This is a genomic window from Providencia sp. PROV150, from assembly GCF_028481025.1.
Taxonomy (GTDB): Bacteria; Pseudomonadota; Gammaproteobacteria; order Enterobacterales; family Enterobacteriaceae; genus Providencia; species Providencia hangzhouensis.
Window position 1 is genome coordinate 166,713 of sequence record NZ_JAMPPJ010000012.1, and the last position, 16,064, is coordinate 182,776.

Below are 16,064 nucleotides of genomic sequence, written 5' to 3' on the forward strand. Positions count from 1 at the left end.
AGTGAAATGGATTGCTAATATACTCTTCTGGGTAATCATTAAAGGTTGACTAGTATAATTATGACAAAACAAGATAGCTCAACAACGATAATTGATATAGCTAAACGTGCTAATGTAACTGATATTACAGTCTCTAGAGCATTTAATCATCCTGAGATGGTAAAGAAGGAAACTCGAGATAAAATATTAGCGATAGCACAAGAGCTCAATTATGTGCCAAATCTTTTTGCACGTAATCTGAAAAACAAAAATAGCCGCATAATAGGTGTGGTTACTGATAGCACATTTAACCCATTTTATATCGTACTGATTCAAACTGTCTCACGCTTAGCGAAAGAAAAAGGCTATCAAGTCATGATTTTTGATTCAGATAGTGATGAAAAAGCAGAAAAAACAGCAATCGAAACTTTAGTCAGCTACAAAGCGAGTGGGATCCTACTATCGCCAGTTCGTGATGATAAAGACTATCAACCAAGTTACTTATCATTAATTGATCAACATAATGTGCCTTTAGTTTTTGTTGACCGTTCAATTTATGGTTATCAAAATAAGTATTCAGGGCTGTTTTTGAAAAACTTTGAAATTGGCGCTTTAACAGGAAAATTTCTTAACCAGCAGAATAGTGAAAACACACTGATTGTTTCAGGGCCAGAAGGATCTGAAATTAGTTTGTCTCGTTTAGCGGGTATATATGAAAATTTTCCAAATAGAAAAAATATTAATGTCTTATACAGCAGTTATATGTTTAATAAGAATGATGAAGATTATCTAAGAAAAAAAGTTCAAGAGCTTTATACACCAAATATGTATATTGTTGGGTTGAATGGAATTATCACGGCAGGGATGTATAAAATTATTTTAGAGCTAGGCCTTTCTTGCCGTTATTTTTCTGTAGATTTACCACCCTATGCAGATACTTACCATTTATCTATTTCTGGTGTACACCACGATTCAGTATATCTTGGTGAATTAACAACTGAGTTATTGTTTTCTGAAATAGAGCGAGACTCACATAAAGATCATAAAACAAAACAAATATTTGTTGATGGGAAACTTGTTGTTTATTAATAAGAGTTAGAAAGAAAATCCGTTATGATTTATATACTCTAAAGAATTCGAGTCATATATGAACACAGTCAACACCCATGCAACTTGAAGTATGGCAATTATAGATAGGCAGGTAATGATACCTGCCTATCTTAATGGCGATGAGGTATTATTAATTTAGCGTTTCATTGAGCTAATTAAGGTAGCGCCCCAAATAATTAAACCTTTTACAATATATTGAACATAAGGTGAAATACCTAATAAATTTAAACCATTATTAAGTACGCCTAAGATCATTGCGCCAATCAGTGTGCCAATGATCATACCACGGCCTCCTGCAATTGAAGCGCCGCCGAGTACGACCGCAGCAATAGCATCTAACTCAAATCCTACCCCTGCATTGGGTTGCCCACTCATTACTCGAGAGGTAAATATTAACCCAGCGAATGCAGCAGTAAAACCGCTAATGACGTAAACTAACATTTTATAACGTTCAACGCGGATACCACTCAGGCGTGCAGCTTCTTCATTACCGCCAATGGCGTAAATATAACGGCCAAAAGAGACATGATTTAGTACAACATAGAAAATAAGATAAAGGCCAAGCATTAATAAAATAGGAACTTGAATTCCCATTAATTCTTCGCGTCCCCAAAAAGCAAATTCTTGAGGTAATCCTGACACTGGGTAGCCACCGGTATAAATTAAGGCTAGCCCTTTAGCAATAATCATGGCGCCTAAAGTGACAATGATTGGTGGCATTTTACCATAAGCGGCTAAAATTCCATTAATGAAGCCAAAAGCAACACCGGATAATAAGCCCAGAGCAATTGCGGCGTAAGGGTCCATTCCATAATATTTCATTAAGCCAGCCATCAAGGTTCCAGAAAGCGCCATAACAGCACCAACGGACAAGTCAATTCCACCTGTTAAGATAGCAAATGTCATACCAATAGCGATGATGGCATTAATAGAAACCTGACGAGCAATGGTCGAAAGGTTATTTACAGTTAAAAAATGTTCATTAAAAATGGACATGCAGACAAATAAAAGAATTAAACCAACAAGTGGTAAAAATGCAGGTATTTTTGTTAGCTTAGAAAAACTAAATTTATTTTTAGTTAATGGAATTGCACTTTGATTAGACATAGTCGTTATCCTATATAATATTGCCGGCCGCATGTACCATGATCTGAGTTGAGTTTATTTCGTCTCCAGTTAACTCAGCAGCAATTTCACCATCTCGAAAAACCAAAACTCTATCACTGACACCAATAACTTCTGGTAGCTCCGATGAAATCATAATAATGGAAATTCCTTTTTCAGTTAGAGAGCGCATTAACTGATAAATTTCTGATTTTGCCCCAACATCAATACCTCGAGTGGGTTCGTCGAAAATAAGAATTTTGGCTTGTTTATTTAGCCAGCGAGCAATAACAACCTTTTGCTGATTTCCACCACTTAAAGTAGAAACCGGGGTGTGAGGTTCTGGTGTTTTAACTTTTACTTGGGAAATTAAATCAATAGATAAAGTGAGTTCTTTTTTATTTTGAATTAAAAATAATTTTTGAGCATGATTGTTTAACCATATATTTTCTTTAACGGAGAAGGGCAGTACAAGGCCTTGAGTTTTTCGGCTTTCTGGTAATAAACCGATACCTAATTGCAATGCAGCCGCAGCCGATTTAACTTTAACTTCTTTGCCTTCTAAAATAACTTTCTTCTTATATGCTTTATCAGCACCGATCATGGCAAGAATAGTTTCTGTGCGGCCCGATCCCACCAACCCCGCAAGTCCCAAAATCTCACCTTTCTTTAATTGAAGGTGGTTAGTTGGGCTATATGAGAAACGCTGAACTTCTGCATCTAAGATGACTTCTTGCTCGTTGAATTGGCGTTTATGAGGATAAATATTCTCAACTTCACGGCCAACCATCATTTCGATAATAACGTCTAAATCTGTTTCATCGACTTTACGCGACCCTATATATTGTCCGTCACGTAGTACACTGATGGTGTCGCAGATTTCATAAATTTCTTCTAAATGGTGGGAAATAAAAAACATTCCAACCCCTTTAGCTTTTAAATCACGCATTACATCGAATAAATGGTTTGCTTCATTGGGGGTTAATGTCGCAGTTGGCTCATCTAACACTAAAATTTTAGCATCCAAAGACAGAGCCTTTGCGATTTCAACAAACTGTTGCTCTGCGATACTTAAATGGCTAATAGGTTCATCAATATTGATATTTACACCCAGCTCAGCTAGGATTTCCTGCGATTTTTTTCGCATTAATTTTCTATCTAATAAACCAAACTTATTTTTTAACTCTCGATTTAAAAATATATTTTCAAAAGCGTTTAAATAAGGAATAAGAGAAAATTCTTGGAAAATAATACCTACGCCAGCTTTGATGGCATCTCTGTAGTTATGAAAGGTGTGTTCTTTGCCTTCAATCAGAATTTGTCCGCTATCAGGTTTATGTATTCCACATAACACTTTCATTAGCGTTGATTTACCTGCGCCGTTTTCACCTAATAATGCGTGAACCTCCCCTTTTTCTAGGGAGAGATTAATATTATCTAACGCCTTAACCCCAGGGAAAGTTTTACTGACATCTTTTAATGCTAATAATTGCATCATATTGCTTCCCTATATTTCTCAACTGCTTAAAAATGGGTAACAAAGCCATTTGGAATTTTTATTCCAATATGCATTTAATAATTAATATTTATGAAAATGTATTGCACCGAACATCAGAAATACAGGTGCAATACATTGGTTATTGATAACTAACTATTACCAGTGAAAATCTTTAGCATTGGTTTTGTCGATCAATTTAACATCAATTGGGACTTCTTTAGGGACATTGGCACCCCAGTATTTTGCTAAGCCCATAGCTAAACCAATACGAACTTGGTCACGAGGGAATTGCGCTGAAGTAGCAATAAATGGAGAGTTACCTTTGGCAATTTCAGCAACCGCTTCAGGAGAACCGTCAACACTCACTAATTTGACATCACGACCAGAGGACTCAATCGCTGCTAACGCACCTAAAGAGCCGACATCGTTAACACTGAAAATCCCATTGAGTGTTGGATTTGCTTGCAACATATTTTCTGTAACGTTCATTGCAGTATCACGTTCTTGTTTACCGTTCAATTTAGTTACGATTTTGATATTTGGATATTCTTTCATCGCCGCTTCAAAACCGCGAACACGCTCAAGAATTGGCACAACAGGAATACCATCTAAAATTGCCACTTCGCCTTTGCCGCCTAGTGCTTCACCTAAACGTTTACCTGCCATTAAGCCAGCATCATAGTTTTTAGAACCAACGAAAGAGTCAATTGGGCCATTTGCTTGAGCATCAATGGCGATAACTACAACTCCCGCTTTTTTCGCTGCCAGTACAGCCGTTTCTGCACCAACGCTATCTGCCGGGTTTATTAACAGAATATCGATTTTTTTCTGTAACATATCTTCGATATCACTGGTTTGTTTTGATACATCATGAGCCGCATCAGAAATGTATAGTTGTGCGCCCATATCACCCGTTGCGCTCTCTAAGGCTTCCTTCATGGTGACAAAATATTCATTGTTTAATTCTTGAAATGACATACCCACTGAAACTGGCTTAGCGGTAGCGTTAAATGCCATACCTAAAGTCAGTACACTTGCAGCGACAGCTAACTTTTTAAATTTACTCAGCATAAGATGTTCTCCTAAAAGAGCGTTTAATTATATGTAGGGTTTTTACTTATTTAGTGTTTATTTGAATTATCAATTATTACTGCCAGTTAAAACATGTTTATGGCTTGATGACGACTTTAATTGAGTCTGCCGATTTCGCCATGACAAAGGCTTCTTCCCAATCATCGATGGAATAGAAGTGAGTAACGATATCATCAGCACTAACTAAGCCACGGCTAAATAGGTCAATAGCGACTTCATAACTATATGGCCCTAAGTGAGCACCGCGGATATCGAGTTCTTTGCGGTCACCAATGATTGACCAGTCAACTGTTGTTTCTTTACCAAACACGCTGAATTCCACGAAACGGCCAAGTTTGCGGATCATTTCTAGCCCTTGAGTAACACCGATTGGTGCACCCGTTGCTTCAATATAAACGTCACAGCCATAGCCTTCAGTCATATCTTTGACTAATTTAATCGCATCTTCTTTCAGTGGATTGATAACGACATCTGCACCAAATTTTTTTGCTAATTCAAGGCGCTCATCAATCGCATCAATGACAACCAGTTTTTTCGGCGTTTTTAATTTTGCGACTTGGATCATGCACAGCCCTAGTGGGCCTGCACCTGCAATGACGACGACGTCATTTAAATCAATATCACCACGGCGTACAGTGTGGATAGCACAAGCCATTGGCTCAATTAATGCGGCATCTTTATCAGATAGTTCATCAGGGATTTTATGAATAATGGCGCGTTCTGAAAAACGCATATATTCAGCCATACCACCGTCGGCAACTTCTTTTTGGAAACCGTAAATATCATGGGTTTCACACATCCAGTATTTGCCAGACTTACAGAAACGGCACTCCCAGCAAGGGACTATCTGTTCCGCTAAGATGCGGTCGCCGATTTTCAGTTTGAATTTTTCAGCGGAGCCTTCACCGAGCTCTGCAACGCGGCCATAAAACTCATGGCCAGGAACTACTGGGGCTTTGATCCATGGGTCATCTCCCCAAAACATTTGAGCACCATCGTTGGCTTTACAGTCGCCAGCACAGATCCCGCACCCATCAACTTTGATGACAACTTCTCTAAATCCTGGCGTTGGTCTTTTAATATTTTCAAAGCGATAATCATGTGGGCCATGACAAACAACTGCTTTCATTTTTTCAGGTAGGTTACTCATGTTCTAAGACCTCTTTCTAGTTGTTAACCCTAATGTTGACGTCAACATTAAGCGTTTTTTTATAACGCATTTGCTTTAGTTTTTTAACGCTTAACTATCAATATTGATATGTATGTAAGAAAAATGGTTGTTTAGTGTTATAGATAAAATAAATTTTTTTTAATATGACGACGTCGTCATTTTTGAAAGTCAGTATCTTAAAAACTAAAATTTGTGATTTAAGCCCTAATTTTAGTCACTTAATTGAGTACTTTCATTGGGAAATGAGACTGCCGAAACTGACTTTGTAACATGATGAAAATCATAATAAAAATCTTAATTCATTCCTTATTTTGTTTTTTTAAGAAATGAATATGAAGCCGAGTATAATTATTTTAACTATTTTCAGAAGTGGATATTTCATGCAAAAACATTTCAGCTCACATTTTTGAATGAAAACAAATTTAAACTACATTTAATAAAGAGATATTGAATGGCCAATAGGACATTATTTTTAATTTATAAAATTTAATTTAAAAAATTACATAGAGTAATGAGTCATTTTGATACGCTGCCATAATATTTTCTTTGCAGATATACCTATAGGTATTAAAAAATAGCTTTATACCTTGTAATTGTATTTTACCAATTAAGCAAAGTATAAAGCTAAATAGAGCCAAAGTTTAACTTCATTTTGTCAATAAAATCATTTTGTTATATTCTAAAGAGGAGGAGGAAACCTCACACCCTAGTGTTAGACAATCATTGGTGCAATGATAAAACCGAAGGCGACACCTGCAATAATTCCACCTAGCCCTGGTAGCATAAAGGGGTGATTTAAAATATATTTTCCAACCCGAGTAGACCCTGTAGAGTCGAATTCAATGGCTGCTAATGATGTTGGGTAAGTGGGTAAGACAAATACCCCGGTGACGGCGACAAAAGAGGCCAATATTGCCCATGTCGGGACATCTAAGGCAATGGCTAATGGAATAATTAACGGTGTTGTGGCACCTTGTGAATATAGCAAGGCACAGGTTAAGAACAGCACTAAAGCCAATAAAATAGGGTATGCAGATAACACATCTCCCGCGATGGCCTTGATTTGGTCCATATGGGCATCAACAAAAGTAGTGCCTAATGTCACAATTCCGAGAATCACCGCAAGAGAACTCATTCCTGAACGGAATGTTGGTGCCAATACAATGGAATCCGGTGATGTTTTACAGAAAACTACCATCAAACATGCTGCACTTAGCATACAAATGATGATGATATCCCGTGTCCCCATCGGCTTACCGATATCAAAACCAGGACGTAATTGTGGGAATGCAGCGAGGATCACGATAGCAATAGTGGCAATAATGAATAGAACAACAGAGAATTTTTCTCTCGTTGTGCTCTCGCCTTTTTTCTCTTCGTACTTATGCACTAAGCCTTTTTGCAAACGGTCTAGATAGACCTCATCGTTTTCAAGTTCGCAACCTTGACGTGATGCAATAAAAGCGGCAACCATGGCAGCAACAAAAGAGGCGGGTAAACATACTGACATGACAACGATAAAAGTGATGCCGTTACCTTCCATAATTGTCAACATCGCTGCCATTGCTGCACTGATTGGGGAGCCAGAAATAGCAATTTGTGAGGCAACCACTGAGCCTGCTAATGTTCTTGATGGTCGAATACCCGAATCTTTTGCAATTTCCGCTATCACAGGCAGCATAGAAAACACAATGAAACCTGTACCAGCCATGATAGTCATCACCCAAGTGGTGATTGGTGCGATTATATTTAAATACTTAGGATTTTTACGCATAAATTTACTGGCTAGGCGTACTAGATAATCCATCCCACCAGCAGCTTGTAATGCAGAAGCTGCTACCACGACCGTCATAATAATTAAAATAACATCAACAGGGGGTGATCCAATGGGTAAACCAAACCCGATGGTTAATACAGCTAATCCTAATCCACCACAGAGTCCTATACCTATTCCGCCCATGCGAATGCCAAAGAATATTGCACCTAATACAACAATGATTTCTAGCCAAACCATAATCGTCTCCAATAGACAATATATTGTCATTAGTAATATTGAAAAATTAATTTTTGATAATTGATATAAGTTAAATATTTTTATTTATCATTAAATTTTGTTTTCCGACTCTGTTTTCATACCAGTGAATACTTGCTCTGACTAATGAGCTGGTTGAGTCGATATATTTATCTGGATAATTATTTATTTCATTTGCAAGAATGACGGGGACTTCGGTACAGCCAAGAACAATAACTTCAGCTCCTCGAGAAAATAATGTCTCAGCTTGTTTTTTCATAATGGACTCAGCCATTTTTTTATTTCCTGACTTTAATAAATAAATGCTTTCCATTACATTTTCTTGGCTTTTTTTATCAGGAGTAATGCAATTTAAATAATTTCTCTCTATTTTTTTTTGGTATAACCCCATATACATGGTGGCATTTGTTGCAAGTAATCCGATATTTTTTTTCTTAGTTACTAGTACTTCTTTCATTGTCGTTTCAACGATACTTAGCATATCGACGTGGCAAACCTCTTTCAGTTCACTAAACCAAAAATGTGCGGTATTACAAGGTATAACAATGCATTCGGCACCTGCATTTTCTAGCTTTCTCAAATAGTCAGTCATTAAAGGTAGAGGAGATTCACCATGGTTTAATAGTGCGTCCGTTCGGTCTGGTATATCAGGAATAGATGATATAATTAAAGGAATATGCTCTTGGTCTCTATTTACCACGGTATAATTTACGAATTTATTAAATAAATCGACAGTAGCGGCAGGCCCCATACCACCTAATACACCAATTAAGCCTTTCATTTTAATACCCCTGCATTTCATTAGTCTTTTTATAAAATAAAAAACAATAAGCACTTATCTTTATTAATTTATTTAACATATACTTTAATGTTAAAATGGTTATTAACTTATTTATAACTGCCTAGCCTGTGGTTAATATTTATCAATGTTTATCTAAAATGAGAAATGCAAGTAAGTATGGTTTGATGCAAGATATGCATTAAGAGTTTTTATTCAAAATAAAAGCATTTTTATAAATGGCTCTGAAAGCCTGAATAGACTGGGCTCTATGGATTAAAAAAATCAAATGAAATTAATTTTTGATTTTTGTTAATGTTTTAAATGGTAGGTCTATGCATAATACAAATAACGCCACTACAAATTTAGTTTGATTATTTAACCAGTCATTAACTTAAAATATCAATAAAAATACTTTTGATTTTTTATATTTTAACAGCAAGTCAATTTAAGGCTTAATAAGATGAAAAATATAGAAACAAAATGGCTATATGATTTTTTAACACTAGAATCGTGCCGACATTTTTCTCATGCAGCAGAACAGCGAAGTATTTCTCAGCCCGCATTTAGCCGTCGTATTAAAGCTTTAGAGGAAGCTATTGGCGTTGAATTATTTGATAGAACGACGTCCCCTTTACAGTTGTCTGAAGAGGGCAAAATTTTTCATTCTCAAGCGCGTAGTTTATTACAACAACTGGAATGTAACTTAAATGAATTATCCGGCCATAATGTATTGAGCCTACCGAATATTAAAATTGCTGCTGCTCATTCGTTGTCGTTAACATTGCTCCCAAAATTAGTTCACGGGCTGTCTGGTTACGGTGGAGAATTTGTTTACCATGTTGAGGCTATTGATGTCGTACAAGTTGTGAACACATTGAGAGAAGGGAAAAGTGATTTTATTATCTCATTTTATGATGAAGATTTAATGCAATCACCATTTTCCTCATTGAATGTATTTGAATCTGAATTATACCCAATTTGTGCAGCGGATGAGCAGGGTAAGCCGCTATTTGACATCTATCAACCTCAAGTGCCGCTGCTGAATTATACCAGTGCTTCATATATGGGAAGATTAGTTAATCGTCGGTTAAGTGAGTTTGGTGCGATCAATTCAAAAACACTTTTTATGTCATCAATGAGTGAGTTACTAAAAAATATGGCTTTGGATGGCCATGGTATAGCATGGTTACCCATTTATTCTGTAGTGAATGAATTGAAAGAAAAAAAACTCGTTTGTTTGGATACACCTGAATTAACGATACCTATCCAAGCGTATATTTACCGCATGGATACACGACTAAATAAAACTGCAGAGGATTTTTGGCGTATTTTGAAAAAAAATATTCCAGAGGATTTACGGAATTTATAGTGGGGAAAGGTAATTTATAAGTAAATAACCTGCGAATATAAGCAGGTTATTTAAGTAATTCGCCTTTTATTTAGCGGAAATATAACACCTTAAAAGTGAGAAAATTAATGATCTAGAGAAACAGAATGCACATATTCCAACTGTTTTAAAGAACAGTAAAATTCAGGTAAAGTGATTTTTTGGCGTACTAATAGCTTTAAATTTACCTCGACGCGCTCTTTCTTGATATCTCTGATAGTGAGATTCTCAATTAAGTCCTTATGGTTTTTTAGATACTCAATAAGTAAAGGTACACCTTTTTCATGAGTAAATAGCATACGAACTTTAATTTTTCCTAGTTTTTGGTTTTTCATCTGAAATAATGCAACTTGGGGGCTGAGTTGTATTGCTAAGAAAAAAAGAACTGTAACTATGACCGCATGCCAGTAGAACCCGGAACCGCATGCAATTCCAACACCGGCAGATGCCCAAACAATGGCTGCGGTTGTTAGGCCTGAAATTGCATCATCACGTCGATGTAATATAACGCCAGCACCTAGAAAGCCTACTCCACTAATTATTTGTGCAGCTAATCTCATTGGGTCGCTACGTATATTGTCAGAGATATTGGCGTAATACTCCGCTGACTGAATAGAAACTATGGTTAATAAACAGCTAGCAACGGCAATAATGACACAAGTTTTAAAACCAACAGGCTTTCCCTTTGATTCACGTTCTAGGCCAATTAAGCCGCCTAAAACAAAGGCGGCCAGCAGTTTAGAAATACTTGATAGTGATAAAGGGCCAATGGTGTCGACAAACTGTATAAATAAATCCATGGCTTGCTCCTGACGTAGCCTTAGCCTTTCCTCGATTTTTACTGTGTATACTCGTAATCCTTCAAGTTGCAGTGGTGTTGACTACGCTCAGCTAGCCGAGTCACATAGTTTATTTATGTTCCCCATCTATCTTCGCTTGTCGCCTACCTGCAACTCAAATTATTTGGGTATAGCAACGTTATTTACTACTTTTTCACCTTCGTTATTTTTCTTTTTAGATACGTCGTCTTTAAAGAAGAAGATAAAGAAAACGGTGACAACAGCGGCGACGATAGCCGGGTAATGCCAGAATGTTCCCCATTGTGGCAATGCTGCGCTACCTGTCTCTGTGACAGTTGAATTAAAGATTTCACCACAAATTGTTGAAGCAAATAATAAGCCAAAGCCATTTGAAACAATAAAGCGTAAACCCTGAGCTTGCGCTCTGATCTCAGGTTTGGCTTTACGGTCAACGTAGATATCACCTGCTGTAAAGAAGAAGTCCCAGCATAATCCTTGAAGCATCAACCCTATAATAATGAAGTAAAAACCGGAATCTACTGCGGCATAGGAGAATAGCATTGAGCGAATAATCCAACTTACCGCGCCAAGAAGTAAGGTAATTTTGAAACCGAACTTCATTAAGAAGAAGGACAGAACGAACATAAATAGGACTTCACATGCAATACCAATTTGCATGATAGATGCCGCATTATCGAATCCCAGTGTTTTAATAAATACAGGAATATAAGCGGAGTAAGCTGTTTTCGGTATCATTAATACAAAGATGCTAAACATTAAGATAGCGAAATAGCGGTCTTTGAATAATGAAAGTGCATCTAAGCATAGAATATCTCTAGCGGAGAAAGGTTTACCTTTCGCTTTTGGCGGTGTATTTGGCAAAGTAAAGCAGTAAAAGCCTAATAATACAGCAACAGCTGATGCGATATACCAAGTCATGGTACTACCTGAAAAGCCCATTTCTCCTAATATAAATCCGATAGCCATAAAACCGAATGTGCCAAATACACGAATAATAGGGAAATATTTCACGCCATTAATATGAGAGAAGCTGATGCTATTAGAGAGTGCAGTTGTTGGATAAAACAGTAGCCCAATAATGAAAATCATAAACAGGGTCATACCGCTATTTTGTGCCTCAATAAATTGAGGAACACATAGAATAACGGCCGCATTAATTAAATGCAGTGTTCCCATTACCTTTTGTGAGGCAAAGAAGCGGTCTGCAACCATACCAATAAATAAAGGAGAAATAATGGTTGCCACACCTAATAAAGCGTAGGCATTACCAATAATATTTGCCATCCCATAAGTACTTAACACGAGTCCCATTGTCATATTCCATGCCCCTTGCATGAAATATTGCACAAACATCATAATGAGTAAGCGAGAGGTTATTTTCATATCCATGATTAGTTTTCCTCTTAATGTGCTTCTAGCGTTAATCCGTCATAAGCAACACGGATATTATAAGGTGCACAAATCGCTTCTAATTCTTCATGAAGTAATTTGCCACTATGGGAAATATGTGAAACAGCAATTTGAGTTTCTGAATGCAGACAGCCTTGTTGTTGCAGTTTTTCTTTGGCTGCAAATACAGTTTCTAAGCTCATGTGGTTATCTGTACAGTTTTTCCCATTGAGTCCGTAAGTGCATTCAAATACGACAATATCAAGCTGTTTATTTTCCAACCATTTCCATGTTAATTCAGGGAACCAACCTGAATCATGTCCATAAAAAATAGCTTTCCCAGCTTTTTCAATGTGATAGACGTAGCACAATTCCCATTTAGCATGGTTTGCGAGTAATGGCGTAATTTTATAACCATTTCTTTCTACAGTGACAAAAGGGATTAAGCAGTGGAAATCGAAACGTTCTTTGCTATAGCCAGGCAGAACATCAAGGCAGCCATTAATTGCTCGGTCATTACCAAAAATATGTAATGGATGGTAAATTTCAAAACCATAACCTTCCATGCGGCTAAATAAATCACCGACATTAAAATGGTCAGGGTGAGTATGGGTAAATAGCAGGCTTTCAAACTTGGTTGCATCCATTCCATCACGCATTAACTGATAGCTAAATGTCGGGGAAACATCGATCAGCATAAGATCATCTACAATAGCGGAAGAATGGGTTCTAATATCTTTCCCCCCGAGCTCTCTTGCTCTCTGGCAGTGCTCACAACGGCAGAAAGGATTTGGTATACCTTCAGAAGCCGCGGTGCCTAAGAAGTGAATTTTCATAATAATTACCTATATTTTATTGTTTTATATGTATTTTTTTTAACCCTGATGTTGGCATTCAAATAAAAAACAAAGATATTTGAACGTTCCAATAATAATATTGGGGATTACTTTTGCCAATAAATGTTATTTTGATCAGTGATCTCATTCAAAGAATATTTTCAATGATATTGATTTTATTGATTTTTATTTTTACATTGGAAAATGGCAATAAAAAAAGTATTTATATTACTATCTTGCTTTATAAAAGAATTAATCATGGAACGTTCAAAGTAATTATCAGTAGTCGCGATAAATAATTCAGGTATGCTATTGGTAGCAACAACCAAGGTGAAAAAAACAGATGGCAACAATCAAAGATATCGCAAAATTAGCAGGTGTTTCTCATGGGACTGTTTCTAACGTATTGAATAAAAGGGGGAATGTGAGCGTTGAGAAAATTGAAGCAGTCTATAAAGCCGCCAAGCAAATGGGGTATCAGTTAAATACACAAGCTCAATTATTGAGAACCAATAAGAGCCAGAAGATAGCAATACTATTACCACAATTGGTGTCTGATAAGTATGCAATATTTTTTAATTCATTTAGGCAATCTATGGCTCAGTATCCAGAGATAACTTATGATCTATTCTTGACGGATGATCTGGAAACGACAGAACTAGATGCATTACAAAAAATTGCGGCAGGTGGTTATAGGCAAGTAGTGGCAGTCAGTTGTTTGCAGGATGCCACTATCTATTTTGATACCTTAAAATTAGCGGCGTCTCAAATTATTTTTATTTACCGTCAGCCCACAAATGCTTACCACTTTTTCACACTGGATTACTCTCAGGCAACTGATGCGATATGCCAACAAATAGCCACAAGTCGAAGTCAATTAGTAGGTATTTTTAGTGATGATCATGGAAATCTAGAGAACGCCACTTTTGTCAGTGAGTTACAAAATAACCTTAAACAGAAGGCTCCGAATAAAAAATTTATTATTATTCGTGCTTCTAATGATGAATCTTATAAGGCGGCTTTTGATTTTTTCTCTGGAGAGCAGATTCCTGATTTATTTGTTGCTGAAGATATTGAAAAAGCGAGTTTTTTAACCCAAGCAAGTTTTTTTGGTAGCGAAGGTGATTGCCCCGCAATTTTTGCTTTAAGCGGTAACATTCCTCCGATACTAAAAGGGTTACATTGCTTCCCAATGAACTATGCACAATTAGGGTTGGAAGTGGTCGATGAACTGATGAGAGAAGATCATGAAAAGAAAACTGTGGGGACAAATACTGTCTATGTTCGTAATCAAAGTGGTAACCTTTATACGGCAACATCGGCAATAATTACTGACAATAAATCTGATCCAACCCTGAATTTACTCATTTTACCGAGTCCTTCAACAAACGCACTTAAAAAACTACTGCCACATTTTTATAGACAAACAGGAATTAAGGTTAATTTAGCGGTTTATCCTTATGATGAAGTTTATCAGATATTAGGGCAACTCCATTTACACCCTTATTATGATTTACTACGTATCGATATGGCCTGTTTTCCTTGGTTTGCGGAGCGCATCCTACAACCATTAGATAAAGTAGGAAGAGGGGTGACTGATTTATTAAATAACTTTTCCTTACCGACTCAGCAAAAATATAGTTTGGTGAATGATACTGCTTATGCCATGCCATTTGATGCTAGTGCGCAAATGTTGTTTTATCGTAAAGATCTCTTTGAAGATCCTATTTTAAAAAGAATGTATTACGAGAAAACAGGGCAAGAACTAATAGTACCCACTTCTTTTACTGAATATGATCAGGTAACTCAATTTTTCACAGAGTTACATGAAGAAGGTCAGTTTTTACGGCCTATTGGTGCATCAACGACGTTAGGTAGTGCAGGGTTAATTGCCACTGAGTATTTATTAAGGTATTACGCCGCTGGCGGAAAATTGATAAGTAATGGCCATATTCCTAGGTTAGAAATGCCATTAGCGGGTCAAGTATTAAATGAATACCTTCATCAGGTTTCTATTACAGAAAATATTCATAATAAATGGTGGAGTGAATCCGTCGAGCAATTTGAGCAAGGAAAACTAGCCATGTTAATTGCTTATATGAATCTATTTAACGATGTCGCTTATAGTAATATTTTCCCTAAAATTGGCTTTGCTTCTGTACCTGGGGGAATTCCTCAATTGGGGGGGGGAGCATTAGGGGTTTCTCGCTATAGCCAAAAAACTCATTATGCAGAACAATTTTATCGTTGGCTCTATTCACCGATAGTAATGGATCACCTCATATTATTGGGTGGCAACAGTAATCACCAAGATTTCAGCCATAATCAAGAGATTTGCTATCGTTATCCATGGATGCCGCTGGCGTATCAAGAAATAAACCGAGGGATCCGTGAGTCTTCAATTCCAAACGGTAAGTTGTTTAATTTACGCCAAGCTGAAGTCATTATTGGGCAAGGTATTACTAACGTTGTGAACAAAATCATGACGATAGATGAAACGATTGAATATATTAACCAACGGTTATTAGTTGATACGCAAGGCGAGAGATAAATATCGGTTTAATTAGAGTTTTAAATCAGCGGATAAACATATGATAAGGCGTCATTACTTTTCAATTTTATCCGCACAAGCTATCTTCTTCGCAAAAGTAATTTGTGATGAAGAGCGTTTTGCTCAGTAATTTTATAGGTAGATACAAAGCAAAAACCCGCCTTTTGGGCGGGTTCTTTAAAGAAGTGGTGCCCGGACTCGGAATCGAACCAAGGACACGGGGATTTTCAATCCCCTGCTCTACCGACTGAGCTATCCGGGCAACGGAGCGTATTAAACCTGATTTCATTGGTTGAGTCAAGGCGCTTTCAAT

At 36.9% G+C, this 16,064-nt stretch carries 12 protein-coding genes and 1 tRNA gene; 3 read left to right on the forward strand and 10 right to left on the reverse strand.

What is annotated here, in order from left to right; translation table 11 throughout:
• The first annotated feature begins 60 nt into the window (after positions 1–60).
• Positions 61–1,068: a LacI family DNA-binding transcriptional regulator gene (locus PSE83_RS10240; RefSeq protein ID WP_004905247.1), complete on the forward strand. Its 1,008-nt coding sequence runs from the start codon at positions 61–63 to the stop codon at positions 1,066–1,068.
• A gap of 156 nt (positions 1,069–1,224) precedes the next feature.
• Here PSE83_RS10240 and PSE83_RS10245 read toward each other — a convergent pair whose 3' ends face one another.
• The 6 genes from PSE83_RS10245 to PSE83_RS10270 all read right to left on the reverse strand — a co-directional run bounded on the left by PSE83_RS10245 (position 1,225) and on the right by PSE83_RS10270 (position 8,767).
• Entirely contained in the window at positions 1,225–2,196 is a 972-nt protein-coding gene (locus PSE83_RS10245) for an ABC transporter permease (protein WP_004905244.1), read from the reverse strand.
• A 10-nt stretch (positions 2,197–2,206) separates the two neighbouring features.
• Positions 2,207–3,691, reverse strand: coding sequence for a sugar ABC transporter ATP-binding protein (locus tag PSE83_RS10250; RefSeq protein ID WP_004905242.1), 1,485 nt, complete (start codon positions 3,689–3,691; stop codon positions 2,207–2,209).
• A 156-nt stretch (positions 3,692–3,847) separates the two neighbouring features.
• Positions 3,848–4,708, reverse strand: coding sequence for an ABC transporter substrate-binding protein (locus tag PSE83_RS10255; protein WP_370661211.1), 861 nt, complete (start codon positions 4,706–4,708; stop codon positions 3,848–3,850).
• 151 nt (positions 4,709–4,859) lie between these two features.
• Positions 4,860–5,933 (reverse strand): erythritol/L-threitol dehydrogenase, encoded by a 1,074-nt coding sequence (locus tag PSE83_RS10260; protein ID WP_004905239.1) that lies wholly within the window; start codon positions 5,931–5,933, stop codon positions 4,860–4,862.
• 733 nt (positions 5,934–6,666) lie between these two features.
• Positions 6,667–7,968, reverse strand: coding sequence for an anaerobic C4-dicarboxylate transporter (locus PSE83_RS10265; RefSeq protein ID WP_004905235.1), 1,302 nt, complete (start codon positions 7,966–7,968; stop codon positions 6,667–6,669).
• A 70-nt stretch (positions 7,969–8,038) separates the two neighbouring features.
• Entirely contained in the window at positions 8,039–8,767 is a 729-nt protein-coding gene (locus tag PSE83_RS10270) for an aspartate/glutamate racemase family protein (protein ID WP_164564646.1), read from the reverse strand.
• A 460-nt stretch (positions 8,768–9,227) separates the two neighbouring features.
• On the opposite strand from PSE83_RS10270, the gene hypT reads away from it, so the two are divergent.
• The gene (gene hypT / locus PSE83_RS10275) at positions 9,228–10,136 is read left to right on the forward strand and encodes a hypochlorite stress DNA-binding transcriptional regulator HypT (protein WP_004905229.1); all 909 of its coding nucleotides are present in this window, start codon (positions 9,228–9,230) and stop codon (positions 10,134–10,136) included.
• A gap of 104 nt (positions 10,137–10,240) precedes the next feature.
• On the opposite strand, the gene PSE83_RS10280 is transcribed toward hypT, so the two are convergent.
• The 3 genes from PSE83_RS10280 to PSE83_RS10290 all read right to left on the reverse strand — a co-directional run bounded on the left by PSE83_RS10280 (position 10,241) and on the right by PSE83_RS10290 (position 13,200).
• Entirely contained in the window at positions 10,241–10,954 is a 714-nt protein-coding gene (locus PSE83_RS10280) for an MgtC/SapB family protein (RefSeq protein WP_004905226.1), read from the reverse strand.
• Positions 10,955–11,113: 159 nt separating this feature from the next.
• Positions 11,114–12,364 carry an MFS transporter gene (locus PSE83_RS10285; protein WP_004905224.1) on the reverse strand — a complete coding sequence of 417 codons (1,251 nt, stop codon included), beginning with the start codon at positions 12,362–12,364 and terminating at the stop codon, positions 11,114–11,116.
• A gap of 14 nt (positions 12,365–12,378) precedes the next feature.
• Positions 12,379–13,200 carry an MBL fold metallo-hydrolase gene (locus tag PSE83_RS10290; protein WP_094963067.1) on the reverse strand — a complete coding sequence of 274 codons (822 nt, stop codon included), beginning with the start codon at positions 13,198–13,200 and terminating at the stop codon, positions 12,379–12,381.
• Positions 13,201–13,543: 343 nt separating this feature from the next.
• Here PSE83_RS10290 and PSE83_RS10295 point away from each other — a divergent pair, with 343 nt between their 5' ends.
• Complete coding sequence (locus tag PSE83_RS10295) at positions 13,544–15,751, forward strand: extracellular solute-binding protein (RefSeq protein WP_164564649.1); 2,208 nt, start codon at positions 13,544–13,546, stop codon at positions 15,749–15,751.
• A gap of 186 nt (positions 15,752–15,937) precedes the next feature.
• Here the strand turns inward: PSE83_RS10295 and PSE83_RS10300 are convergent.
• Positions 15,938–16,013 (reverse strand) — tRNA-Phe (locus PSE83_RS10300).
• Positions 16,014–16,064 lie beyond the last annotated feature (51 nt).